Consider the following 24299-nt stretch of genomic DNA (forward strand, 5'->3'; position numbering starts at 1 on the left):
GGCGCCTCAGGTGATCGCAAGGTCGGTGCGCAGCGGCCGGCCCTGCGCGGCCCGCCACACCGCGGCGGGCGTCAGCGGCATGTCGACATGGCGTACGCCGAGCGGCTTCAGCGCGTCGACCACGGCGTTGACCACCGCGGCGGGCGAGCCCACCGTGGCGGACTCGCCGACGCCCTTGGCTCCGATGGGGTGGTGCGGGGAGGGGGTGACGGTCTCGCCGAGCTCCCACGAGGGGCATTCGACCGAGGTGGGCAGCAGGTAGTCCATGAACGACCCGCCGAGACAGTTGCCGTCCTCGTCGAAGGCGATCACCTGCATGAGCGCCATGCCGAGGCCGTCGGCGAGTCCGCCGTGCACCTGACCCTCGACGATCATGGGGTTGATCCGGTTGCCGCAGTCGTCCACGGCGACGAACCGGCGGACCTTCACCTGGCCGGTGCTCGCGTCCACGTCGACGACGCAGATGTACGCGCCGAAGGGGAAGGTGAGGTTCGGCGGGTTGTAGACGCAGCTGGCGTCCAGGTGGCCCTCGACGCCCTCGGGCAGTTCCAGGGTGGAGTGCGCGGCGAGCGCGATCTCGGTCATGGTCCGTCCCTGGTCGGGGTCGCCCGTGACGTACCAGCGGCCCTTCTCCCATTCCAGGTCGTCCGGGCTCACTTCGAGCATGGCTGAGGCGACGGTCTTCGCGCGTTCGCGCACCTTGCGGGCGACCATCGCGGCCGCCGCTCCGGACACCGGCGTCGAGCGGGATCCGTAGGTGCCGAGCCCGAACGGGGTCTGGTCGGTGTCGCCGTGCACCACCTCGACGTCCTCGGGAGGGATGCCCAGTTCCTCGGCGACGATCTGCGCGAACGTAGTCTCGTGGCCCTGGCCCTGGGTCTGCACGGAGATCCGCAGGACCGCCTTGCCGGTCGGGTGGACCCGCAGCTCGGCACCGTCGGCCATGCCCAGGCCCAGGATGTCCATGTGCCCCCGCGGGCCCGCGCCGACCGCCTCGGTGAAGAAGCTGACCCCGATGCCCATCAGCTCGCCGCGCTCGCGCTTCTCGGCCTGTTCCCGGCGCAGGTCCTCGTAGTGCGCGATGTCCATCGCCAGCCGCAGGGCGCGCGGGTAGTCACCGGAGTCGTACTCCCACCCCGTCTGCGTCCGGTACGGGAACTGCCCGGGCCGCAGCAGGTTGCGCATCCGCAACTCGCCCGGGTCCATGCCGAGTTCGGCGGCGAGCACGTCGACCATGCGCTCGACCAGGTACACGGCCTCGGTGACGCGGAACGAGCAGGCGTAGGCGACACCGCCGGGCGCCTTGTCGGTGTAGACACCGGTCACGGTGCAGTGCGCGGCGGCCAGGTCGTACGAGCCGGTGAACACCCCGAAGAAGCCGGCCGGGAACTGCGTCGGCTGCGCGGTGGCGTTGAACGCGCCGTGGTCGGCGATCACCCGGACGCGCAGGCCCAGGATCTTCCCGTCCTTCGTCGCCGCGATCTCCCCGTGCATGTGGTAGTCGCGGGCGAAGGACGTGCTCATCAGGTTCTCCGAGCGGTCCTCCACCCACTTGACCGGCTTGCCGGTGACGATCGAACCGACGACCGCGCACACGTAACCCGGGTAGATGCCGACCTTGTTGCCGAATCCGCCTCCGATGTCCGGGGAGATGATGCGTATCTTGTGCTCCGGGATGCCGGCCACCATCGCGTACAGCGTGCGGTGGGCGTGCGGGGCCTGCGTGGTGGACCAGACCGTCAGCTTCCCGGTGATGGCGTCCATGTCCGCGACGGTGCCGCAGGTCTCCAGCGGCGCCGGGTGCACCCTCGGATACAGCATGTCCTGCGCCACCACGACCTCGGCGCCCGCGAAGACCTCGTCGGTGCGCTCCTTGTCGCCCGCCGACCAGTCGAAGATGTGGTTGTCCCGCTGCCCCTCCTTGTCGTCGCGGATCACCGGTGCGTCCGGCTCCATCGCCCGCAGGGCGTCGACGACCGGCGGCAGCGGCTCGTACTCCACGTCGATCAGCTCGAGAGCGTCCCGCGCGGCGTAGCGGTCCTCGGCGACGACGAAGGCGACCTCCTGGCCCTGGAAACGCACCTTGTCGGTGGCGAGCACCGCCTGGGTGTCGTACGAGATCGTGGGCATCCAGGCCAGCCCGAGACCGGCCAGGGTCTCCCCGGTGATCACGGCCCTGACCTTCGGGTGCGCCTCGGCGGCGCTGGTGTCGATCGACACGATCCGGGCGTGCGCCAGCGGGCTGCGCAGTATGGCGCCGTGCAGCATGCCGGGCAGCCGTACGTCGTCGACGTAGGTCCCGTGGCCGCGGACGAACCGCGCGTCCTCCTTGCGGGGCATCCGGCCGAAACCGACCGGCCGTTCCTCGGTGGTCGTCATGCCCGCACCTCCTCGCGGCCCGGCGCCGGCTCCTCACGGCCGGGTGCCGGCTCGGTGCCCGCGTCGGCGCTCTTCCGCCCGCCGCCGTGCTCGGCGGCCCAGCGGACGGAGCGCACGATGTTCTCGTAACCGGTGCAGCGGCACACCTGTCCGGAGATCGCCTCGCGGATGTCCTCCTCGGAAGGATCGGCGTCGTGGTCGAGCAGCCAGCGGGCGGTCATCATCATTCCCGGCGTACAGAAGCCGCACTGCAGCCCGTGGCAGGCGATGAAGCCCTGTTGCACCGGGTCGAGTTCGGCCCCGTGCGCCAGGCCCTCGACGGTGCGCACCTCATGGCCGTCGGCCATCACCGCGAGCACGGTGCAGGACTTGACGGGCGTCCCGTCCAGCCAGACGGTGCACACCCCGCAGTTGGAGGTGTCGCAGCCCCAGTGGGTGCCGGTGAGTCCGAGTTCGTCGCGCAGAAGGTGCACGAGCAGCAGCCTGGGCTCCACGTCCCTCGTGTGCTGTTCGCCGTTCACGGTCACGGTGATCCGCATGTCACGCCTCCTGCCCCTGGGCACGTGCGGCGGCGGCGCGCAGCGCGCGCGTGGTCAGCTCCCCGGCCAGATGCCGCTTGTAGTCGACCGGGCCGCGCTGGTCGGCCGTCGGCCTGCACTCCTGCGCGGCGATCCGGCCCGCCTCGGCGAAGGCCTCGTCGTCCGGCCGTCCGCCGCGCAGGAAGTCCTCGGCCCGTTCGGCCACGAACCGTGGGGCCCCCACCGCGGTCAGGCCGATCCCGGCCTCGGTGACGGCCCCGCCGGAGATCTCCAGCACTGCTCCGGCGGCGACGACCGCCCAGTCGCCGACCCGGCGCTCGACCTTGCGGTAGGCGCTGGCGTGCGAGCGGATGGGCACGCGGATCTCCACGAGCAGCTCTGCCTCGTGCAGCGCGGTCTCGTACGGACCGAGGAAGAACTCCCTGATCGCGATGGTGCGTCTGCCGCCGGGCCCCTGGGCGACGAGGGTCGCCCGCAGTGCCGAGAACGCCGCGGACAGGTCCTCCGACGGGTCGGCCTGGCACAGCGAGCCACCCACGGTGCCGCGGTTGCGGACCAGCGGATCGGCGATGACCCGTTCCGCGTCCCGCAGGATGGGGAAGTGCTCGCCGACGACCGGTGAGGCGAGCAGCTCCGCGTGGCGGACCATGGCTCCGACGGCCAGGTCGTGCCCGTCCACCCGGATGAGCGCCAGCTCGGTCAGGCCGTTGATGTCGATCAGGGCTTCGGGCTGGGCCAGCCGCAGCTTCATCATCGGCAGCAGGCTGTGTCCGCCCGCCACCACCCGGGCCTCGGGGCCGTACCGTGCGAGCAGTTCGACGGCCTGCTCGAGGCTGGTGGCCTTCTCGTACTGGAATGCAGCCGGTACTTGCATCGGGCCCTCCTGGATCGCTGTGCCCGTTGCTGCAGTGATGCTGCGCTCTTCCGTACCGGTCATGCAATGGGTGGATAAGCATTCACTTATCAGGCCGGAGGCGGGAAAATCGGATGGTGACCGTCACGCAGCTCAGCAGCTTCGTGCTGGTTGCCCGGCTCGGTTCGGTGGGCGCCGCGGCGCGGGCTCTGGACGTGAGCGAGTCCGCCGTGTCGCAGGCGCTCGCCGCGCTGCGGACGCACTACGGCGATCCGCTCATCCGGCGCACCGGCGGCGGTGGGATGCGTCTGACACCCGCCGGGGCGCGACTGCTGCCGGTCGCGACGCGGATGGTCGCGCTGAGCGCGGATGCCGAGGCCGCGGTGCGGGCGGCCCGGGGTGCGCCCGACGAGCTGCGGGTCGTCGCCACGAGCACGCTGGCCGAGTTCGTGCTCCCGTCGCTCGTGGAGGCCTTCGCCAGTCGCTCGGGGCGCCGGACCGAGACCTCGTTCGGGGTGGCCTCCGGCAACGAGATCCGCGTACTGGTGGAGAACCGGCTGGCCGATGTCGCGCTCGGACCGTATCTGGGCGCGGCCCGCAGGGGCGAACTGGTCAGCGAGCCGCTGTTCCGCACCCAGCTGGTCGTGGTGACCGGCGCCAGGTCGCCGCGGCCGCCCGGTCCCCCGCCGCAGTGGTCGTGGCTGGTCGACTCCTCCGGGACCGATCCGGACGCGGACTCCGGGCGGCTGCTGCGCCGGCTCCAGGTCGGCGAGGGACATGTGTGGGTGTTCCCCAACCAGGCCGCGACCTGGGCGGCCGCCGCCGAGGGCGCGGGGGTGGCACCGGCGCCGGCGCATCTGGTGTCGCCCCGCATCCTCCGGGACGAGCTGCGCATCCTGGAGACCCCGGCCACGCCGTCGGACGCCACGTGGCACGCCACCGTCCTGCGGCCGGAGCAGCGTTCGCCGGCCACCGACGCGTTCCTGCACTTCCTGCACACGCCCGCGGCGACCCGCGTCATGCGCGCGCCCGGCGCGGGAGTCCCGCCCTCCCGGTTCCGGCCCCCGGTGTACGTCACGCTCTGGGGCGCGTGAGGGAGCAGACCGAGGCGCCGCACCCTGCGGAGCCCGGGTGAGCGAACGGGGCAGGCCCGCGACAGGCCCGGCTCCGGTACCGCCGCCGGATGATCACGGCGCCTACGCTCGGGTACATGGTTGAGCATCGCATGGTTGACGTGAACGGCGTTCGGCTGCACATCGCCGAGCAGGGCGACGGCCCCTTGGTCGTGCTGCTGCACGGCTTCCCCGAGTCATGGCACTCCTGGCACCACCAGTTCGGCCCCCTGGCCGCGGCGGGGTTCCGAGTCGTCGCCCCCGACCAGCGCGGATACGGACGCAGCGACCACCCCCACGATGTCGACGCCTACACCATCCTCCACCTGGTCGGCGATGTCGTCGGACTGATCCACGCCCTGGGTGAGGAGAAGGCGTATGTCGTCGGGCACGACTGGGGTGCGCCGGTCGCCTGGCACACCGCCCTGCTGCGGCCCGACATGGTGCTCGGAGTGGCCGGCCTGAGCGTGCCGCCGCCCTTCCGCGGGCCCCAGCCTCCGCTGGCCGCCATGGACCAGCTGTTCGGCGGCCGCTTCTACTGGAACTACTTCAACCGGCCCGGCGTCGCCGACGCCGAGCTCGCGAAGGACACCCGCACCGCTCTGCGGAGGATCTTCTACTGGGCTTCCGGCGACGCTCCCGGCGCCGGCGAGGGCCGGCAGCCTCTGGTGGACCCCGAGCGCGGCTGGCTCGCGGCCATGACCGACCCCGAGGAACTGCCCGAGTGGTTCACCGAGGACGACCTCGACGCCCTCACCGAGAGCTTCTCCCAGGGCTTCACCGGGGCGCTCAACTGGTACCGCAACCTCGACCGCAACTGGGAACTGACCGCTGCGTGGCACGGCGCCGTCGTCACCCCGCCCGCCCTGTACGTCTACGGCGACCGTGACATCGTCCCCGCCTTCCCCGGCACGCCCGAACTCATCGAGCGCCTGCCCGCCCTGATGCCCAACCTGCGGCGCGAGCCCCTCAAGCTGGCGGGCTGCGGCCACTGGACTCAGCAGGAACGCCCCGACGAGGTGAACGCGGCGCTCATCGACTTCCTCAGGGCGACTTCCTGAAGTCGGGCGTGGCCACCACGTTGGCCAGGGGCTCTCCGGCCGTGTACCGGGCCGGCTGGGCGCGGACCAGCGCCAGTGCCCGGGGGGCGGAACGGCGAGGTGGTGGCGGCCGCGTGGGGGCTGATCAGGGTGCGGGGAGTCGTCCACAGGGGACGCCCCGGCGGCAGCGGCTCCGGGTCCGTGACGTCGAGTGCCGCGCTCAACCGCCCGCTGCGCAGCTCGCCGACCAGTGCCGTGGTGTCCACGACCGGGCCACGGGCGATGTTGACCAGCAGGGCTCCGTCCCTCGTCCGCGCCAGGAAGCGTGCGCCGACCAGCCCTCGGGTCGCGTCCGTGAGCGCAGGCCATCCCGGAGGAAGACCGCCGAGGTCGGCCGGCGTGAACGGCAGCAGGAGTCGCTTTCACGCCGGTCGTCAGGGGAGAACGCCCCCCGAGGTCACCCCTCGTCACCCGCTCCACCGCGCTGCAACTCGGCGTCGGTGAGCCCCTCCAGCTCACCGTGGGTGTCCAGCCAGTACAGCAGGGCGACCGCGGGAAAGACCAGCACGAAGGCGACGAGGGTGACGAGCCCGAGCCAGCGCAGTGTGGTGTGCGCGCCCGCGCCCTCCGCGACGGTGAGTGAGGTCGGGATCAGGTAGGGGCGCTGGGCCATGCCCCAGGCGATGACGGCCGACGCCACCACCGCGACCGCCGTGACCCGGGACCAGTCCGCGGACGGGCGGGTGAGCAGCCACGCGGTCGCGAGGGTGGTCAGGACCGCCACGCTCACGAAGACGAGGCCCACCCCGTGGGTGAGCCCGTGCCACACGTAGGGGGCGTCCCCGTGCGTGACGAACAGGGTGATCACGGCGAGTACGGCGACGACCGCCAGTGCCGCCAGCGCCCGCCGCCGGAAGTAACCGTCGAGGTCCGGCACGGAGAAGCGCCGGGCGTCGCCGGCCAGGAACACGGCCCCGAGCAGCGCCGTGGTCGCGATGGCGAGCAGGCCGAACAGCAGTGAGGTGGGGTTGGCCCAGGCGTCCGTCGACGCCGTCGCGGCCGCGGTCACCCGGCCCGAGGCCACTCCCCCGGCCGCGGCGCCCAGGAAGAACGGCGTCAGCAGCGAGGCGACGGCGAACATCGCACCGTACAGGCGCCGGCCGGCCAGCCTCGTCAGGGGCTTGCGCAGGGCGAAGCCGGCCCCGCGGAGCACGGTGCCCACGGCGGCCAGTGCCAGCGGCAGCCACATCGCCGTGAACACCCGCTGGAAGAACACGGGAAAGCCCGTCCACATGATGACCAGCACGAAGATCAGCCAGACGTTGTTGACCTCCCACACCGGAGCCATCGCGTGGTCGATCAGCCATCGGGGGCGCTTGCCGCGTTCCGCTCCGCCGGCGGTCAGATCCCAGAAGCCCGCTCCGTAGTCGGTGCCGCCACCGCAGGCGTACGCGGCGACCGCGAGCAGCAGGACGACCGCGATGACTCCGGCGATCACGTCCGGCCCCCCTGGGACGAGCCGGTCGCTTCGCCTCCGGATCCGGGCGTGCCGGCGGACCCGACCGGGGAACGCGGCCCGTACGGCGTGTCCGTCTCCGGTGCCTCCCGCGGAGTCTGCGGTCCGCCCCGCTCGTCGGCGAGCCGCCAGCGTGCGCGCATCTTCAGCAGCACCGCCAGGAACGACCCGAAGACGAAGACGTACACCAGGACGACCAGCCCGAACATGATCCACAAGCTGGTGGAACGCGTCGACGTCACCGCTTCCGCGACACGCATGTTCTGGTAGACGATCCACGGCTGGCGTCCCACCTCGGTGGTGATCCAGCCGCATTCGACGGCGACGACGGAGGCCACGCCCGCGCACGCGGCGCCCCGGAAGAACCACGGGGAGGTGGGCAGCCGGCGGCGCCACAGCCACAGGACGCCGTACCAGAGGGCGAGCAGGATCAGCAGCGAGCCGATGAAGACCATGGTGTCGAACGCGAAGTGCGTGATGGTGGCCTCGGCAGGCGTCGGGCGGTCACCGGCCGGCACCGACGTGAGACCGGTGACCTTGGTGTCCGGGCGGAAACCGGCGAGGATCGAGTCGAGTTGGGGGATCTTGACACCGCCGGAGACCGCACCGTCGGGGTGCAGCCGGCCGTAGAGGTACTCCGGGACATGGGTGTCGGTGTTCCAGACGATCTCCATCGCGGCGAACTTCACCGGCTGCTTGTGGAACACCTGCCGGGCGATGGAGTCCCCGAGCATGAACTGCACCGGTGTGAGCACCGCGGCCAGCGTGAAAGGGATCGTGAAGCCGAGCCGGTGATACCGGTCCCGGCGCCCGCGCAGCCGGCCGACGGCGTAGACGCCGGCCACGACGTAGCCCGCCGTGACGAACATCGCCACGACGAAGTGCCAGTACTGCGGACCGAACATGGGCGTGAAGATCGCCTTCCAGATCTTCACGTCGACGGGATTGCCTGCGGCGTCCAGGGTGAAGCCCCGCGGGGTGTTCATCCACGAGTTGGCGGCCAGGATGCCGAAGGCGCCGAGCAGGGCCGCGAAGGGCAGGGGCAGTGCGAGCAGGAAGTGGGTGCGGGCGGGGAGCCTTCGCCATCCGTACAGATAGATGGCGATGAGGACGGCCTCCAGGAAGAAGGCCCATGCCTCGACCCCGAAGCCGATGCCGAAGACATCGCCCCACCTGCCCATCATGCCCGGCCACAGCAGCCCGAACTCGAAGGACAGCACGGTGCCGGTGACGACGCCGATGGCGAACTGGACCGCCATCACCGCCGACCAGCGGCGGGCCAGCAGCAGGGCGGTCTCGTCGCCGCGGCGCAGGCCGTAGCCGTGCATGATCAGTGTGATCAGCGGCAGCGCCACGCCCAGCGGCACCAGGATGATGTGGGAGGCGAGGGTGAAGGCCATCTGGGATCTGGCCGGGAGCATCTGCGCCGGCGTGTCCGCCAGCAGGGTGACCGTGAAGTGCATGGGTGTCTCCCGGTGGGCAGACGGACCGGGGCGAGTCAGCCGCCGGTGGCGAAGCCGGGGAAGAGGGTCATCCCGCCGTCCACGTAGAGGGTGGCGCCCACGACGTAGTCCATGAGGTCGGAGGCGATGCCGACGACGGCGTAGGCGATGTCCTCGGGATCGCCGACACGGCCGTAGGGGATCAGCCGCAGGAGGTCCTTCTGGGCCTCCGGGGTCTCCCAGGCACTGCGGTTGATGGGGGTCTTGATGGCCCCGGGGGCGACCGCGTTCACCCGGATCTTCTTCGGGGCGAGTTCCTGGGCGAGGGTCTGCATCATCATCTGGACGCCGCCCTTGGAGGAGGCGTAGTTCACGTGCCCCGCCCACGGGATGATCTGGTGCACCGAACTCATGCAGATGATCTTCCCGGCGGCACGCGAGACCTCGGGCACGACACCGCGCCGCAGGAACTCCTTCGTCGCCTCGCGCGCGCACAGGAACTGCCCGGTGAGGTTGACGTCCAGGACCTTCTGCCACTGGGCGACGGTCATCTCGGTGAGCGGGGCGTCGCGTTGCAGTCCGGCGTTGGCGACCAGGATGTCGATCGTGCCGAACTCCTGGACCATCCGGTCCGTCATCGCCACGACCTGGCCCTCGTCGGACACGTCCGCCTCGTAGGCCGCCGCCTTCACCCCGAGGGCCTTGATCTCCTCGACCACCTGCTCGGCGTCCTCACGCCCGGCCACGTAGTTCACGACCACGTCGGCGCCGGCCCGGCCCAGGGCGACGGCCGTGGCCCGGCCGATCCCGGAGTTGGCGCCGGTGACGAGCGCTTTCTGCCCCTTGAGCAGATGTGCGGGGATCACGTTCTGCGATGCACCCTCGGCGGCACTCACGATGTCTGGCTCCTCCACTCCGTGGCCCGGGCAGCCGGGCCGTGGCCCGGAGGTTCAGCCGCCACACAAACACCGTGGACGAGGGGCCGCAGCGCGGGTGAGCCCGCGTTGGGCTGACCGACTGAGGTTCTTCGCCCGATCGGCGGCGGGCTCGTCGGCCACGGGTACCCCACCGCGCCGTGGGCTCACCTGCCCCGCAAAAAGGCAGGCACGGGCCGGGGTTCAGCCGGGGGTGCGCCAGAGCCGGTCGAGCGCGTCGTTCAGCGTCGTCGCGGCCATGATCAGGGACAGATGAGTGAAAGCCTGCGGGAAATTGCCGAGTTGTTCTCCGCTCGGGCCTATCTCCTCGGCGAACAGGCCGACGTGGTTCGCGTAGGTCTGCATCTTCTCGAAGGCGTAGCGGGCCTCGGCGAGCCGCCCCGCGCGGACGAGGGCGTCGACGTACAGGAACGTGCACAGACTGAACGTCCCTTCACTCCCGCGCAGTCCGTCGGGAGACGCCTGGGGGTCGTAGCGGTAGACCAGGCTGTCGGAGACGAGGACCCGGTCCATGGCGTCCAGCGTGCTGAGCCAGCCGGGGCTTCCGGGGGAGATGAACCCGACCCGGGGAGCGAGCAGGAGGGACGCGTCCAGGACGTCGCCTCCGTAGTACTGGACGAGGGCCTGTTCCTTCTCGTTCCAGCCGCGTTCCATGACCTGCTCCAGGATCTCGTCCCGGGCGCGGGTCCAGCGCGCGGTGTCGGCCGGCCTGCTGAACTCGGCCGCCAGCTTCAGGCCACGGTCGAAGGCGGTCCAGCACATCACCCGGCTGTAGGTGAAGTCCTTGCGTCCGCCCCGGGTCTCCCAGATCCCCTCGTCGGGCCGGTCCCAGGAGTCGGCGAGCCAGTCGAGGGTGGCCGCCAGGCCCTTCCACCCGTGGTAGCCCGCGTGCTCTCCGACCTCGCGGCCCTCGGCCAGGCCGTACAGGGCCTCGCCGTAGATGTCGAGCTGCAACTGGTCGGAGGCGGCGTTGCCGGCCCGGACCGGGTAGGAGCCGCGGTACCCCTCGAAGTGCTCCAGGATCTCCTCCGTGAGATGAGGGTCACCGTCGACCCGGTACATGATCTGCAGGGGTTCGCCGTCCGATCCCTCGTGGGCGCGGAGGCGGTCGCCGAGCCAGTGGATGAACTGGGTCGCCTCGTCCACGAAGCCGAGGTCGAGCAGGGCCCGGATCGACAGCGACCCGTCCCGTACCCAGGTGTACCGGTAGTCCCAGTTGCGCTCACCCCCGACCTGCTCGGGCAGCCCCATGGTGGCGGCGGCGACCGGAGCGCCCGTGGGGGCGTAGGTCAGCAGCTTGAGCGTGATGGCGGAGCGGTACACCGTGTCCGTCCAGCGGCCGCTGTAGCGCGAGGTGCGCACCCACAGCTGCCAGAAGTTGATGTTCTCGAAGATGCCCTCGGTGATCCCTTCGGTGGTGGGTGGTGGCGGCGCCTCTGCTCCGGGCGGGCCCATGGTGAACACCACGGCGGCCGCCTCCCCGGCGTTGAGCGTGCGCGCGCCGCGGACGTCCTTCCCGTCCTGTTCGAGCGGGATGTCGCTCTGCAGGTGGGCGGTCGCGCCCGGGGCGTGGAACGTCGCCCGTTCGGGAGTGAGATCGAGTCGGTGGTCCGCCCGTGCGTAGTCGAACCGCGGCCGGCAGGACAGCTCGAACCGTACGGTGCCGCGCACCGCGCGGGCGACTCGCACCAGCTGGTGCCGGTCCGTCGCTCTCGAACCCGGCTGGACCGGCATGTAGTCGACGATCTCGCCGACTCCGTCGGGCGACATGAAACGGGTCACCAGGACGGCGGTGTCCGGGTAGTAGAGCTGTTTCCAGGTGCCCTCGGGGTGCTCCGGGGCGAGCAGGAAGTAGCCGCCGCCGTCGTGGTCGAGCAGGGCGGCGAAGACGCTGGGCGAGTCGAAGCGCGGCGCCGCGAACCAGTCGATCACGCCGTGCGACGACACCAGAGCCGCGGTCTGCAGGTCCCCGATCAGCCCGTGCTCGGCGATGGGCGGGTACCGATCCATGGAGGTCTCCTTCGGGGGGAGGTCATTGCAGCCGCTCCGCGATGTGGTCGCCGACCCGCAGGGCGTTGGCCATGGCGGTCAGCGAGGGATTGACCGCTCCGATGCTCGGGAAGAAGCTCGTGTCGACGACGTAGAGGTTGTCGAGGTCGTGGGCCTTGCAGTTGACGTCCAGGGCCGAGGTCGCGGGGTCGGTGCCGAAGCGGACCGTGCCGGCCTGGTGCGCCGTGGCGCCGATGGGCATCCCCTTGTGCAGGTAGATGCTGTGCGGCAGGAGACGGTGTTCGTGCATGCCCAAGTGGCTGAGCATGCCCTGCAGTTTGTGCCGCAGGCGCTCCAGCCCGGCGATGTTGTTCTTCTCGTCGAGGGCGAGGTGGATCCCGTCGTCCCGGTCCAGGGTGACCCGGTTCCCGGCGGCCGGCAGGTCCTCCCCGCACAGCCAGAAGTCGACCGCGTGGTGGGCCAGCACCTCGAACGGCATGTCCGGGGCGACCGCCCCGGCCCAGCGGGGCGCTTCGCCGTGGATCTGCTCGGAGTCGGACTTGCCGAGCATCTGGATCCCGCCCAGGGGGTAGTCCCAGTCGTCGGATCCCAGGTACCAGTCGTGCAGCGCCAGAGTCTTCTGGAACTTGGTGTCGTTCGGTTCCCTGGACACGGCCATGAGGGCGAGGTTGTTGTGCCGCATGTAGTTCCGGCCCACCACGTCCGAGCTGTTGGCCAGGCCCTGCGGATGCCGGTCGTCGGCCGAACGCAGCAGCAGGACGGCGGAGTTGACGGCGCCGCAGGCCACGACCACGATGTCGGCGCTGAACTCCACGGTGGCGGGGTCTCCGTCCCCCACGGTGGCGACGACCTTGGTGACACTGCGGCCCGTCGCGTCCGTCTCCAGCCGCCGTACGTCCGCGTGGGTGACCATCTCGACGTTGGCCTGTTCCAGGACGGGGTCGACGCAGATGACCTGGGCGTCGGACTTCGCGCCGACCAGGCAGGGGAAGCCGTCGACGCGGTCGCAGCGGATGCAGGCGCTGGTGTGGACGGCCCGGCCCCGGTCGTCCTGGGTGAGGTTCACGCCGATCGGGAGGTGGAAGGGGTGCAGCCCCTGCTTCTCCAGGTCGTGGCTGAGCTGCTCGATGCGCGGCTCGTGCTGGACCGGCGGGTAGGCGTACTGAGCGCTGGTGGGACCCTCGGTGGGGTCCTCGCCGTGCCGGCCGTGCACGAGGTAGAGGTGTTCGGCCTGCGAGTAGTAGGGCTCGAAGTCCTCGTAGCGCAGCGGCCAGGCGGGCGAGATGCCGTCGTGGTGGCGGATCTCGCCGAAGTCCTCCGGGCGCAGCCGGAAGAGGGCGGCGCCGTAGAACTTGGTGTTGCCGCCCACGTAGTAGTTGACCTCGGGCGGAAACTTGTTGCCGCTCTTGTCGAACCAGAACTCCGGGGCGCGGTACTTGCCCTTGACGAAGACCGCGGTCGAGTCCCAGTTGTCGCGCTCGCGGGGCAGATAGCCGCCGCGTTCGAGAAGGAGGATCCGTTTCCCCGTGCCCGCCAGCCGGTGGGCGATGGTGCCGCCGCCCGCACCGGTGCCGATCACGATGACGTCGTAGTGCTGCGCTTCGGTCATGCGGGCCACCGCCCTCGGAGCCTCGTCCGGTCCTGCCCGGGGTGAGCGAGAGATCCGCCCCGGCCGCCATCCCGCCCCGCACACCAACGTATCTCCGGGTGATCTACCCGGCGAGTTGGGCTGTCCGGGTGAACCGGGGCGCGGCGGCTCCGCGGTCCGGGCCGCCCCTCACAGGATCGCGAGCGGGTTGACCGGGCATCCGGTGGCCGAGGGCAGCCGGAGCGGGGCGATCACGCAGAGGAAGGACCAGCGGCCCTCCTGTGCGCAGACCGGCGCGAGGTCCTCGAGCCGCAGGTAGTCGAGCAGGTGCAGTCCCATCGCGTGGACGGCGAGCACATGCACCGGGTACGCGACCCCCTGCACAGGGCTGGGGCCGGTGTCGTTGTTGCCGTCGCTCCCGAGCACGGACACCTCGCGCTCCGCCAGGAACTCCATGGCCGCAGGATGGAACCCGGCGCGGGCGTCGGACACGTCCCAGGGGCCGAGTTCCTCGCGCCGCAGGCGGTGCCCGACCCGTACGAGGAGAATGTCGCCCCGGCCCACGCGCAGCCCCTGCTCGGCCTCGGCGGCGGCGAGGTCGTCGGCGGTCACGTGCGCCCCGGGTTCGAGCCAGGGGACGCCGTGCAGCCGGGGGATGTCGAGGAGAACTCCACGGCCGACGATGCCGTCGCGGACCAGGTCGACGGACAGGGCGCCGGCGCCGTCCGGTGAGAGCACCTCCGCCGCCGGCAGGCCGCCGTGCAGCGTGCCGTCGTAGATGACGTGGCACAGCGCGTCGAGGTGGCTGTTCCCGTCGCCGTGGATGTTCATGGCGAAACGGTCGCGGGCGAAGTCCAGGCCGCTCGCACTGGGCCGGCCGCCTTCCGGGGCGATGAGCCGGTGCTGGGCCGGTTCGGCGTCGTCCGGTGCGACACGCTTGTTCACGGGGGCCGCGAGCGACACCGTACGTCCGGACCGCACCTCGCGGGCGGCCGCCAGCACCTGCGCCCCGGTGATCGTCTCCAGGGCGCCCCGGTCCACGTCGCCGCCAGGTGCCGTGTCCCTGAGCCGACGGTACAGCGACCGGAAGTCGGCCTCGCTCATCACCTGGGACGTCCGCATCTCCCCACCATCCGGCAGCAGTCGGGTTCCCGCACACCGAGTCGCCCGTGCCGGAACCACCGGATGCCGTGCCTTCGATGCGATCGGCACCGGGGCACGTCCGCCACAGCCGTGTCCGGAGGAGCTCGTCCGTGCAGCGCCGGCTCTCCGAACGCCGTCGCACGACAGCGAGCGCCCTCGTCGCGGTCTGCACGACAGCGGCCCTCCTCGTCCTCGACGCACGCACGGCGTCGGTCTCGGCGGCCAGGACCTGTGGTCCCGTCGTCCGAAGGGGCGCGGGTTTCACCCCGCGTGTCTTACCGACGGTGAGCTCCTGCGTGCCTGCCCGCTCGGTCACGTGAGCCTGCGGCCGGACCCTGGCTGCGGCCGGCCCTCTGCAGGGGGCACGAGCCCTGCGGGTCCGGCCCCTTCATCAGGCGTCCCCGGTCGCGTTGTAGGCCGCGAGCCAGCCCGCGGCCAGGTGGTCGCCGCGGGTGAAGACCGCCGCGCCGCGCCGGCCCGCCGAGGGGTCGTCGGGGGCTGCGCGCGGATGGTCCAGCCGGGCCGGGGTGCCGTCCGACGCGTAGCGGACCGTCACCGCGCCGTTCCAGAGGCAGACCACCGCGCCCTGCGGGGCCGTCACCTGCACGGAGCCGGAGTTCTGCGTGAGGACGGTGCCGGTGGTCCGCTGCTTCAGCAGCGCCTCGTAGCGTCCCGGCGGGAGCGCGCAGTCGCGCGGCGGGGTGGTGCCCGTCCAGTCCGGGGCGCCGACCCCGCGCTCCCGCGCCGCCCGCCACATCCGCGGGACCAGGCGGGGGGTGAGCTGGGGTGTGGCCATGCGCCCGCACATCCACAGCAGCCGCCCGGCCCCGCGGCCCGGCCCCAGCGTGCGCCAGCGGATGCGCTCGGCCAGGTCCCCGGCCACGACGGCCGCCCAGGGATGGACGGTGCCCAGCTCGCCCTGGGCGCCCAGCCAGGCCAGATAGCGCTGGGCCTCGTCCAGGATGCCGGTCAGGCTGTCGGCCGGGATGCCGAGCACATAACCGCCGCGCGTGGCGAACGCCTGCGGGCTGAAGGCCGCCAGCAGCAGTACCGCGTAGGCCAGTTCCCCGGCGAGCAGCCCCTCGTCCTGGTCCGGCTGCCTCTGGTCCTGCTCCAGCTGCTCCACCCGGCCCTGGTGGCGCAGCACCCGCCGCAGGGTCGTGCGCGCCCGGTCGCTGAAGGCGGCGTCCGCCAGTTCGGGGAGCTGCACGGTCAGCAGCCTCGTCAGCAGCTGCTCGGCCTGGTCCGGGTCCGCCGGTACCGGCAGCCTGCCCACCCCTTGGGCCAGTTCGTACGCCGACTCGGCGTCGACCATGAACCGGCTGGTCAGCATGCCCAGTTCGGTCGCCTGCAGGAACTCCTGGCCCTGCGGCCCGCGGGCGGAGCGCAGGAGGCCGGCCTCGGTCAGGTAGAGCGCGGCGTCGTGGAGCGGTTCCACGCTGTCGTGCCCCTGGTGGAAGGCGAACGTCCCGGTCCACCAGTCCTCGGCCTCCTCCAGGGACTCCACCCGGCCCTGCACCACCTCGGCGAGGAGGTGGTTGGGCAGCCGGTCCCCGATCCGCGAGCGCACGGTGTATCCGGCGGTCAGCCGGGCCTGCCACTCCGGACGCTCCGTCTCGTCCGCCAGCAGGAAGGCCCAGCCCTCCCGTTCCCCCGCGCCGACCCGCCCGGCACGGCCGAACATCTGCTGCACCATGGACACCTCGATCCGGTCCTGACCGAGCCGGACGTCACGCACGATCACGGCACGGGCGGGGAGGTTCACCCCGGCGGCCACGGTGGAGGTCGCCACGAGGACATCGGTCTCGCGGGCCCGGAACGCCCGCTCGGCCTCGCGCTTGAACGGCCAGTCGCGGTAGTGGAGTCCCACACCGGCCTTGCCGCACAGCCGCTCGACGAGTTCCGAGTCGTCCGCGTCGACGCCGTGGGTCGGCACGCCCCGGTCCGCGGCGAGGGCGAGGGCCGTCGCGCGCACGCCCCGCTTGCTGCTGCAGAAGACGAGCACGCTGCCGCCCTCGTCGGTGACGGTGCGGGCCAGCCGCACGGCCGCGGCGGTGCGGGCCACGGCGGCACGCGTGGTCCGGTCGCCGTCCCTCGGCGCGGGGAGCAGGGGGATCTGCCAGGTCAGCCGGGTGGGCCGCCAGGCGGTACGGATCAGCCGGGCGCCCAGCCAGTCGGCGACCTCGTCGGCGTTTGCCACGGTCGCGGACAGTCCGACGATGCGCGTCCGGGCGCTGTCCTCGCGCACCCGGGTGAGCACGGCCTCCAGTACGGCGCCGCGCGCCGGATCGCCGAGCAGGTGGATCTCGTCGACGACCAGGCAGCCGACCTCCGCGAGGGCGCCGCCCAGCGAGCCGTTCCGGCAGATCGCCTCGAACTTCTCGGTGGTGGCGACCCAGACGTCGGCCTCGCGGATGAGGTCGGCGTCGACGGCGTACTCCCCCGTGAGCCGGACGACCGTGAGCCCGTGCCGCCGCCAGACGTCCAGTTCGCGGTCGAGTTCGTCGGTCAGCGACCGCTGGGGCACCAGCCAGGCGGCCTTGCGGCCATCGGCGTGGGCACGCAGTGCGGCGACCATGCCGACGGGCGTCTTGCCCGCGCCGGTCGGGGCGACGACGATCAGATGGTCGTCGCCGTCCATCACCGCGGGGACGGCGTCGGCCTGGGCCGGGTTGAAGGTGGGGTGCGGCAGCAGCCGGGCCCAGTCCTCGGGGACGAGGTCGGTCACCGGCACGTACGGGATGCCGTCGGCGTCCGGAACGTCCTCCAGGGCGTCCCACTGGGCCTCGAACGCGTCCCGGGCCGCATGGGCGCCGGGCCCGGCGACGGGCGAGGGCGGCATCGCGGAGCCCGTGGGGAACGTACGGGCGGGGTGGGCCGTCAGCCCGGTCGCGGAGCCGAAGTCGGAGACCGTGCCGACCTGTTCGTGCTCCGTCCAGTGCCGGACGACACGGAACGGTACGCCCCGCTCGGCGAGGTGGTCGCGCAGGTCGGTGAAGGCGGGGCCGTCGGGGAGGATGACCCGGACGTCGTCGGCCGCCGCCACCGCGCCCTCGGGCGGCCGCCAGGCCGGGTCGGTCGCCTTGCACCACAGCAGCCGGCGCTCCTCGCTCTCCATCGGCACGGGCAGGTCGGCGGGCCACGCGGGGCGGGTGGAGGCGTGGATGGGGGTGATGGTGACGCCGGGCTCCGTGGGGCACGGCCCGAGGAGCAGGGACGACACCCGCGCCGCCGTCGTCGGCCGCGACACCCGCAGCCGTGGGGCCGCCGGCTTCTTCGCCTCCGGCGTGGACTTCTGCTGCGCGCCCGGCCGGGGGGCGAGTTTGTCGTACGTCTTCACCCCGAGGTCGGCGAGGGTGTAGGCCGCGGGGCAGACCGGGCAGACCACGGCCACGTAGCGGTAGACGCGCCCGCCCGACTCGTACGGCCTGCGCAGTGCGTACATTCTGCCGTCGCACTCGGGGCAGGGGCGCGGCACCTCCTCCTCGTAGCTCCACCCCGGTTCGGTGAAGCGGGCGATGCTGCCGTCGGCGTCCAGCTTGACGCCCCAGCGCTCGCGCACGACCTCCGCCACCGTCTGGCCGAGCTCGGCCGTGTCCCCCACGAGTCCCCCTTTGTCCGCCCGGCCGGCTTCGGCTTCGGCTTCGGCTTCAGTCGACGATGATGCCGGGATAGCAGTGATCATGATTCCAGCCGGGCTGGACGGCGTATCCGCAGTGGCAGGTCTCCGCCCGGGCGGGCTTGCCCTCCGAGCGGCGGCGCAGCGCGACCGCGAGCGGCTGCCGGGCGAGCCACGCCGCGGCGTCCTCGCCGTCCCACCGGCCGAGCGACTCGGCGGAGACGATGAGCCCGTCGGCCAGCGTCCCGAAGACGACGTCGGCCCGGCGGAGCAGGAAGCGCAGCACGTTCCCGCAGTAACCGGGGTCCATGTCGTCGAGACGGTGGCGGCGGTCCTGCGCGTCCTGCCAGACCTCGTCCTGGTTGAGGAGGGTCACGTAGTGCTCCTCCAGCGTCCAGGTCCTGTCTCCCTCGCCGCTCAGCCGCTTCCCGACCGCCTCGTGCTCCTCGGACACCTTGCGCAGCAGCTTCTCGAACTCGGCGGGACGTTCCGCCGTGAGCCGCAGGCAGCGGTCCATGGCCTCCTCGCTGACGGCCAGGGCCTCCTTCGCGTGCCCGCTGAGCGAGAGGTAGGTGCCGAGGGTGGACAGGAACCCGGCCAGCACGGGCTCGTGAGCGGTGGGATTGGCCTCGGCCAGCCGCCGGCTGATCCCGACCGCCTCCCGGACGGCGGTCACCGCCTCGTCCCGGCGGCGCGCGCCCCACAGGAAGAAGCCCAGGTTGGCCACGGCCGCCGCCAGGTCGGACTCGTCCACCGCGACCGACCGGGTGAGGTCGGACACGTGTGCCGCGGGTCCGGCGGCCGCCAGCCGCCGGACGATGGTCACCGCGCGCTCGGCGGCGGCCAGGGCCTCCGGCCAGCGCCGCAACCGCCAGGAGAAGACGGCCGCGTGCGCCAGCGTGACGGCGAGGCCCGGCTCGTACGTCGCGGGGTCGGTGGCCGCCAGCCGCTGGAAGATGCCCATGGCCCGCTCGGTCGCCGCGAGGCCCTCCTCGGGCTTGCGGGCCTCCGACATGCCCTGCCCCAGACGGGACAGGGAGAGGGCGAGGCCGGGTTCGTGCGCGGCGTCGAGGGCGGTCAGCCGCCGGAAGATGCCGACGGCCTCCTCGGCGGCCCGGCGGCTCGCCTCCGCACGGTCCGCCGCGAAGGCGCGCTCGCTCAGCTCGGCCAGGGCGGTGGCCAGAGCCGGCTCGTAGGCGCCGCTGTCGGCGGCGGCCAGCCGCCGGAGGATGCCGACCGCCTGCTCGGTGACGGTCACGGCGTCGTCCCGGTGGCCCGCGCGCAGCATACGGAAGCCGAGGTTCTGGTACAGCCTGGCGTGTTCGGCGGGGTCGTCGGTGGCGGCGAGCCGGTGGTCGGTGAGGCGCCGGGTGAAGGCGGCGATGCCGGCGTCGAGGTCAGGCTGACCCCGGCTGGGCAGATGAGCGTCGACGGCTTCCAGGACGGCGGGGGCGAGGTCGAGGGCGGCGAGCGCGGTCAGGGCGGCACCGCCGGCGTCGACCGCCAGGGCCGGGTCCGCGCGCAGCAGGGTTTCCAGGTGCCGGACGGCGTGCGGCCAGCGGTGCGGCGCGGCCGCCGAGGCCAGGAAGGTCAGGGCGCGGCCGAGGTGCGCGGGTGGCGATCCGTCCGGGTCGCGGGCGACGAGCGCGCCGGCGAAGTCCGCCGCCCAGGGAGCGGCGGGACGGCCGGTCACCTGGTGCCCGGGCAGGGTCAGGGCGAGGAAGTCCTCGGCGAGCCGGTCGGGGTAGAGCGGTTCCAGGACGGCGCCGGGCTCCTGCGGCGGGTAACAGGTGGTGTGGTCGGCGAGCAGCCGCCCGGGGCGCTCCAGACCGAGACCGCCCAGCAGCGCGGTGCCGGCCGCGTGCGTGGCGGCGCCGGTGAGCGCCGCGGTGAAGACCACCTGGCTCATGGCGCTGGGCGGGGTCTCGAAGTCCAGTCCCTCCAGCCGGAGTTCGTGGAGCCGGGTCCAGTGCCGGTGTTCCCGGTCGAGCAGGTAGGCGGACAGGCCCGCCATGTCCCGCGGGGGGCTGCTGCCCCGCGTGTGGGCGTCGACGGCCACCAGGGCGGCCATGTGCAGCGCGAGGACCAGACCGAACTCCGGCCGGTCCAGGTAGTCGGGCACGGGGATGACGGACGGGTCGGTGAGACCGTAGCGGGCGGCGAAGCAGTCCCGGGCGACGGTGAACATGGTCTGCCGCTCGCCGGGTCCACCGGTCCGGTCGTCCAGCGGCGGCAGCGCGCGGTCGCCGGTCTCCGTCCCGGTGTCGTCCAGCGCGGCGCGCACGGCCGGCCAGGAGCTGACCGACCGGGCGAGCAGCAGCACCCGGGTCGGCAGCTGCCGGTCGAGCAGCTTGTTGCTGAACAGCCAGGTCAGATGGGAGAGCGGCCAGCGGTCGGCGTAGTCCACGACCAGCAGCAGCCCGGCGGCACCGTCGAGGCGCAGGTCCTGGCTGCCCAGGTGCGGCTGGACGGCGCCGGAACCGTGGGTGGCCGTGACGACCTTCCAGCCCGCCGCGGCGCTGTCGGCGGCGAACCGGGCCGCGAGCCGGGTCTTGCCCTGGCCGCCGGGGCCGTGCAGCCAGAGGGCCGCGGCGCGCGGGCCGTCGCCGTCGCGCCACGCGGCCAGCTCGGCCCGCTCCCGGTCCCGCCCGGTGAAGTCGACCGCCTGGAAACGGGCGTTGAGCAGGCGGCTGGGCTGGGCGGTGAGCCAGGCGGTGTCCTGGTCCGCGGCGGCGGCCGGCCGGTGCTCGGAGAGCAGGTAGACCGGGCCCCGGTCGGGGAAGACGTGCAGATCGGCGCCGATGACGCCGTACCCGAACCCGCCCTCGACCCGGACCACCTGCCGGGGCCCCGGGACGGCATCGGTCACCTGGCTTCTCCGCCGTCGCCTCCCCGGCCAGGAGGAGCCTGGTGCACGACGACGTTGCCGCCCTGCACCGCGAAGACCTGCCCGCCGTCCTTCGCGACGTTGTTCTGCACCCATGCGCGCTGCGTCTCGGGCAGCTGCCGGCGAATCTCGTCGATCAGCTCCCGCAGTTCGCCGGCGGCGTCGGGGTGTTCGCCGAGCAGCGACTCCAACTCCAGCTGCCACACGGGCAGCAGGCTCTGCCGCACCCGCTCGGCGTCGTCCGCACGCACGACCAGGGCCGCGTTGTTGTCCAACTGGGCCTCGATGGCGGCCTGGCGGCCCTCCCCGCGGCGGCCGAACAGCTTGGCGATCCCGCCCCGCGCGACCGTCCAGGAGTCGGTGGCCATGGCTCCGACCACCGTCGTGCCTCCGGCCAGAATCAGTTCCTCCAGCATCATGCCCCCGTCCTGCGCTCTCAAGAACCTTGTTCCGTACGCCTATTGTCCATCCTGGCGATCAAGACCGGCGCCGGGGCGGGACTGTCGGTGGTGGCGGGCATGCTGGTCGGTGACTCGGCCAGAGCCGGTTCGGGCCCGGCAGCGCGGAGCGTGAGATCTTCCGGAGCGCCGCGGTCTTCCCGGCGCCCGGACCGGACTCGCTGCTGGGCCCGAACCGGGGCACCCACCGGGAGGGGCACCTGCTCGCGTACGAGTTCTTTCCCCGCTGGGAGGAACAGCTGAGCGGGGTGGTCGCGCGCCTGGGCAAGTCGGCGGTCGCCGCGTTCGCCCTGGCACTCGCCGAATCGGCGACCCCGGCCGCCGGGACCGGACCGAAGACCTGACGCAGCGGGTCCCGCTCAGGGCGACCGCGGCGGTCTCACCCACCCCAGGGACCGCTCCACGGCCCGCTGCCAGTTCTCGTACTCCCACTGCCGCACCTCGGGGTCCATGTCGGGCAGCCACTGGCCGGCCCGGTGCCAGTTGCGGCGCAGTACCTCCAGGTCCGACCAGTAGCCGGCGGCGAGACCGGCCGCGTAGGCGGCGCCGAGGGAGACGGTCTCGGCGACCATGGGCCGAACCACGGGGACGTCGAGCACGTCGGCCACGAACTGCATGAGCAGATTGTCGGCCGTCATGCCGCCGTCCACCTTGAGCTGCTTGAGGGCGACCGAGGAGTCGGCGTTCATGGCGTCGACGACCTCTCGCGTCTGCCATCCGGTGGCCTCCAGGACGGCTCGGGCCAGGTGTCCCTTGGTGATGTACGAGGTGAGGCCGACGATGACCCCGCGCGCGTCGCTGCGCCAGTGGGGTGCGAACAGACCCGAGAAGGCGGGCACGATGTAGCAGCCGCCGTTGTCCTCGACCGAGCGCGCGAGGGTCTCGATCTCCGGGGCGCTGCTGATCAGGCCCAGGCGGTCGCGGAACCACTGGACCAGTGCGCCGGTGACGGCTATCGAACCCTCCAGGGCGTAGACGGGCGGGGCGTCCCCGACCTTGTAGGCGACGGTGCTGAGGAGTCCGTTGCGGGACCGCACGAGGTCGTTGCCGGTGTTGAGCAGCAGGAAACTGCCCGTTCCGTAGGTGCACTTCGCCTCGCCCGGGGAGAAGCAGGTCTGGCCGAAGAGGGCGGCCTGCTGGTCGCCGAGGGCGGCCGTGATGGACACGCCCGGGAGCAGGCAGCGGGCGTCGCCGTACGTCTCGGCGGAGGACCTGATCTCGGGCAGCATCGAGTGGGGTACGCCGAAGAAGGCCAGGAGTTCCTCGTCCCAGGTGAGGCTGCGGATGTTCATCAGCATCGTGCGGCTGGCGTTGGTGGGGTCGGTGATGTGCAGGCCGCCGTCGGCGCCGCCGGTGAGGTTCCAGATCAGCCAGCTCTCGATCGTCCCGAACAGCACCTCACCGTCCTTCGCACGCTGTTCCAGGCCCTTGACGTGGTCGAACAACCAGCGGATCCGCAGCGCCGAGAAGTAGGTGGAGGGCGGCAGACCGCACCGTTCCAGGAAGAACTCCTCTCCGGGCTGTTGTCCGAGGGCCTCGACGAGCGGCGCCGTGCGGATGTCCTGCCAGACGAGAGCCCGGCCCAGCGGGGCTCCGGTGCGCCGGTCCCAGAGCACGGTGGTCTCCCGCTGGTTGGCCAGGCCGATGGCGGCGACCTGTCCCGCGTCGAGGCCGGCGCCGGACAGGGCCTCGGGCACGACGCGCTGCAGGTTGTGCCAGATCTCGACGGCGTCGTGCTCGACCCAGCCGGGCCGCGGGAAGTGCTGCTGGTGCTCCCTCTGCGCGACCGACACCAGCCGTCCGCGGTGGTCGAACAGAATGCATCGGGTGGAGTTGGTCCCCTGATCGACGGACATTACGTACCGTTCAGCCATGATCGGGTCTGCCTTCCGACGGGTCGGGGAGCGGCGGGTCCGGCTCTACCAGCGAGTGGCCCCCAGGTCTCTGGAGATCGCCCGCGAGGCCTCGCGGATCAGGGTGATCTGACTCGGACGGGGGTGGCCATGGCTGTCGCAGATCCGCTCGACGGGCCCGGACAGTCCGATGGCGCCGACGACGAGGCCGCCGTGGCCCCGGATCGGCGCGGCGAGCCCCGCCTCGCCCATGCTCATCTCCTGGATCTCGGCGGCCCAGCCGAGCTCCCGGACCTCGGCGAGCGCCCGGGTCAGCTGCTCGGGAGTGACCAGGGTGTGCCGGGTGTACGACTCCAGCTGCAGTTCCTGTCCCGGCTCCAGGGACGCCGCCCCGTAGGCCAGCAGTACCTTGCCGAGCGAGGAGGCGTGCAGGGGCAGCAGTGAGCCCACGTCCAGGGTCTGGAAGGTGTCGTCCGGCCGGAAGACGTGGTGGACCACGAGGACCCGGCCCTCCAGCGGGGTCCCGAGACGTACCGACTCACCGCTGCGGGCGGCGAGGGCGTCGGCCCAGTTGAGGGAGCGCGACCGCAGCTCGTTGACGTCCAGGTAGCTGGTGCCGAGGTGCAGCAGGGCGGCCCCGAGCTGGTACTTTCCGGTCGCCGCGTCCTGTTCCACGAAGTCCACGTGCTGGAGTGTGCGCAGGATGCCGTGGGCGGTGCCCTTCGCCAGGCCGAGCGAGGCCGCCACCTCGCCTAGCCCGAGCCGGCGGGGCCCGGCGGCCAGCAGCCGCAGGATCGCCGCCGCCCGTTCGATCGACTGGACTGGGCCGGCCATGAAGCGAGCGTATTACCGCTACGGGCGCTTCGCTTCACGGGCGGGTTGAGCGCCCTGGCTTCGGGTGGGACGTGGAGCGTTCGGTAATGCC

The 24299-nt window shown here is 72.3% G+C and carries 16 protein-coding genes and 1 pseudogene; 2 read left to right on the forward strand and 15 right to left on the reverse strand.

What is annotated here, in order from left to right; all coding sequences use genetic code 11:
- Window positions 1-6: 6 nt before the first annotated feature.
- The 3 genes from FB157_RS07655 to FB157_RS07665 are packed head-to-tail and all read right to left on the reverse strand — an operon-like array spanning window position 7 to window position 3792.
- The gene (locus FB157_RS07655) at window positions 7-2379 is read right to left on the reverse strand and encodes an aerobic carbon-monoxide dehydrogenase large subunit (RefSeq protein ID WP_145877275.1); all 2373 of its coding nucleotides are present in this window, start codon (window positions 2377-2379) and stop codon (window positions 7-9) included.
- Window positions 2376-2918, reverse strand: a complete 543-nt coding sequence (locus tag FB157_RS07660; protein WP_145877277.1) for a (2Fe-2S)-binding protein — start codon at window positions 2916-2918, stop codon at window positions 2376-2378. The genes FB157_RS07655 and FB157_RS07660 overlap by 4 nt, the downstream gene beginning before the upstream one ends.
- Before the next feature lies 1 nt (window position 2919).
- A complete protein-coding gene (locus tag FB157_RS07665) occupies window positions 2920-3792 on the reverse strand; it encodes a xanthine dehydrogenase family protein subunit M (RefSeq protein ID WP_145877279.1) in 873 nt (290 codons plus the stop codon).
- 113 nt (window positions 3793-3905) lie between these two features.
- On the opposite strand from FB157_RS07665, the gene FB157_RS07670 reads away from it, so the two are divergent.
- Both FB157_RS07670 and FB157_RS07675 read left to right on the forward strand, forming a co-directional pair.
- Window positions 3906-4865 carry a LysR family transcriptional regulator gene (locus tag FB157_RS07670; RefSeq protein ID WP_222440918.1) on the forward strand — a complete coding sequence of 320 codons (960 nt, stop codon included), beginning with the start codon at window positions 3906-3908 and terminating at the stop codon, window positions 4863-4865.
- Window positions 4866-4981: 116 nt separating this feature from the next.
- Window positions 4982-5944 carry an alpha/beta fold hydrolase gene (locus FB157_RS07675; protein WP_145877281.1) on the forward strand — a complete coding sequence of 321 codons (963 nt, stop codon included), beginning with the start codon at window positions 4982-4984 and terminating at the stop codon, window positions 5942-5944.
- Here the strand turns inward: FB157_RS07675 and FB157_RS07680 are convergent.
- From FB157_RS07680 to FB157_RS07735, 12 genes and pseudogenes are all read right to left on the reverse strand, one after another.
- Window positions 5928-6282: pseudogene (locus tag FB157_RS07680) on the reverse strand (NAD(P)-dependent oxidoreductase); the annotation flags it as partial. The gene FB157_RS07675 and the pseudogene FB157_RS07680 sit on opposite strands and share 17 nt — an antisense overlap.
- Window positions 6283-6380: 98 nt before the next feature.
- The gene (locus tag FB157_RS07685) at window positions 6381-7421 is read right to left on the reverse strand and encodes a cytochrome d ubiquinol oxidase subunit II (RefSeq protein WP_145877283.1); all 1041 of its coding nucleotides are present in this window, start codon (window positions 7419-7421) and stop codon (window positions 6381-6383) included.
- Window positions 7418-8902 (reverse strand): cytochrome ubiquinol oxidase subunit I, encoded by a 1485-nt coding sequence (locus FB157_RS07690; RefSeq protein WP_145877285.1) that lies wholly within the window; start codon window positions 8900-8902, stop codon window positions 7418-7420. Before FB157_RS07690 ends, FB157_RS07685 begins: the two co-directional genes overlap by 4 nt.
- Before the next feature lie 35 nt (window positions 8903-8937).
- Window positions 8938-9777 carry an SDR family oxidoreductase gene (locus FB157_RS07695; protein WP_261386200.1) on the reverse strand — a complete coding sequence of 280 codons (840 nt, stop codon included), beginning with the start codon at window positions 9775-9777 and terminating at the stop codon, window positions 8938-8940.
- 222 nt (window positions 9778-9999) lie between these two features.
- Entirely contained in the window at window positions 10000-11826 is a 1827-nt protein-coding gene (locus FB157_RS07700; RefSeq protein WP_145877286.1) for a glycoside hydrolase family 15 protein, read from the reverse strand.
- A gap of 22 nt (window positions 11827-11848) precedes the next feature.
- Window positions 11849-13435 (reverse strand): GMC oxidoreductase, encoded by a 1587-nt coding sequence (locus tag FB157_RS07705; RefSeq protein WP_145877288.1) that lies wholly within the window; start codon window positions 13433-13435, stop codon window positions 11849-11851.
- A 168-nt stretch (window positions 13436-13603) separates the two neighbouring features.
- Window positions 13604-14536, reverse strand: a complete 933-nt coding sequence (locus FB157_RS07710; RefSeq protein WP_186581394.1) for a cyclase family protein — start codon at window positions 14534-14536, stop codon at window positions 13604-13606.
- Between the two features lie 412 nt (window positions 14537-14948).
- Window positions 14949-18161, reverse strand: coding sequence for a DEAD/DEAH box helicase (locus FB157_RS07715; RefSeq protein ID WP_315903809.1), 3213 nt, complete (start codon window positions 18159-18161; stop codon window positions 14949-14951).
- Window positions 18162-18207: 46 nt separating this feature from the next.
- Window positions 18208-21045, reverse strand: a complete 2838-nt coding sequence (locus FB157_RS07720) for a tetratricopeptide repeat protein (protein ID WP_145877292.1) — start codon at window positions 21043-21045, stop codon at window positions 18208-18210.
- Window positions 21042-21482: a hypothetical protein gene (locus FB157_RS07725; protein ID WP_145877293.1), complete on the reverse strand. Its 441-nt coding sequence runs from the start codon at window positions 21480-21482 to the stop codon at window positions 21042-21044. Before FB157_RS07725 ends, FB157_RS07720 begins: the two co-directional genes overlap by 4 nt.
- 398 nt (window positions 21483-21880) lie before the next feature.
- A complete protein-coding gene (gene glpK / locus FB157_RS07730; protein WP_145877295.1) occupies window positions 21881-23395 on the reverse strand; it encodes a glycerol kinase GlpK in 1515 nt (504 codons plus the stop codon).
- A gap of 45 nt (window positions 23396-23440) precedes the next feature.
- Window positions 23441-24208 carry an IclR family transcriptional regulator gene (locus FB157_RS07735; RefSeq protein ID WP_145877297.1) on the reverse strand — a complete coding sequence of 256 codons (768 nt, stop codon included), beginning with the start codon at window positions 24206-24208 and terminating at the stop codon, window positions 23441-23443.
- Window positions 24209-24299: the final 91 nt, after the last annotated feature.

The sequence above is a fragment of the Streptomyces sp. BK340 genome, assembly GCF_007827595.1.
Classification (GTDB): Bacteria; Actinomycetota; Actinomycetes; order Streptomycetales; family Streptomycetaceae; genus Streptomyces.

Coding starts and splice junctions, on each gene's coding strand:
- FB157_RS07665 (WP_145877279.1), bottom strand. CDS start 3,792: ATGCAAGTACCGGCTGCATTCCAGTACGAGAAGGCCACCAGCCTCGAG.
- FB157_RS07710 (WP_186581394.1), bottom strand. CDS start 14,536: ATGCGGACGTCCCAGGTGATGAGCGAGGCCGACTTCCGGTCGCTGTAC.
- FB157_RS07700 (WP_145877286.1), bottom strand. CDS start 11,826: ATGGATCGGTACCCGCCCATCGCCGAGCACGGGCTGATCGGGGACCTG.
- FB157_RS07655 (WP_145877275.1), bottom strand. CDS start 2,379: ATGACGACCACCGAGGAACGGCCGGTCGGTTTCGGCCGGATGCCCCGC.
- FB157_RS07670 (WP_222440918.1), top strand. CDS start 3,906: ATGGTGACCGTCACGCAGCTCAGCAGCTTCGTGCTGGTTGCCCGGCTC.
- FB157_RS07675 (WP_145877281.1), top strand. CDS start 4,982: ATGGTTGAGCATCGCATGGTTGACGTGAACGGCGTTCGGCTGCACATC.
- FB157_RS07735 (WP_145877297.1), bottom strand. CDS start 24,208: ATGGCCGGCCCAGTCCAGTCGATCGAACGGGCGGCGGCGATCCTGCGG.
- glpK (WP_145877295.1), bottom strand. CDS start 23,395: ATGGCTGAACGGTACGTAATGTCCGTCGATCAGGGGACCAACTCCACC.
- FB157_RS07705 (WP_145877288.1), bottom strand. CDS start 13,435: ATGACCGAAGCGCAGCACTACGACGTCATCGTGATCGGCACCGGTGCG.
- FB157_RS07690 (WP_145877285.1), bottom strand. CDS start 8,902: ATGCACTTCACGGTCACCCTGCTGGCGGACACGCCGGCGCAGATGCTC.
- FB157_RS07725 (WP_145877293.1), bottom strand. CDS start 21,482: ATGATGCTGGAGGAACTGATTCTGGCCGGAGGCACGACGGTGGTCGGA.
- FB157_RS07660 (WP_145877277.1), bottom strand. CDS start 2,918: ATGCGGATCACCGTGACCGTGAACGGCGAACAGCACACGAGGGACGTG.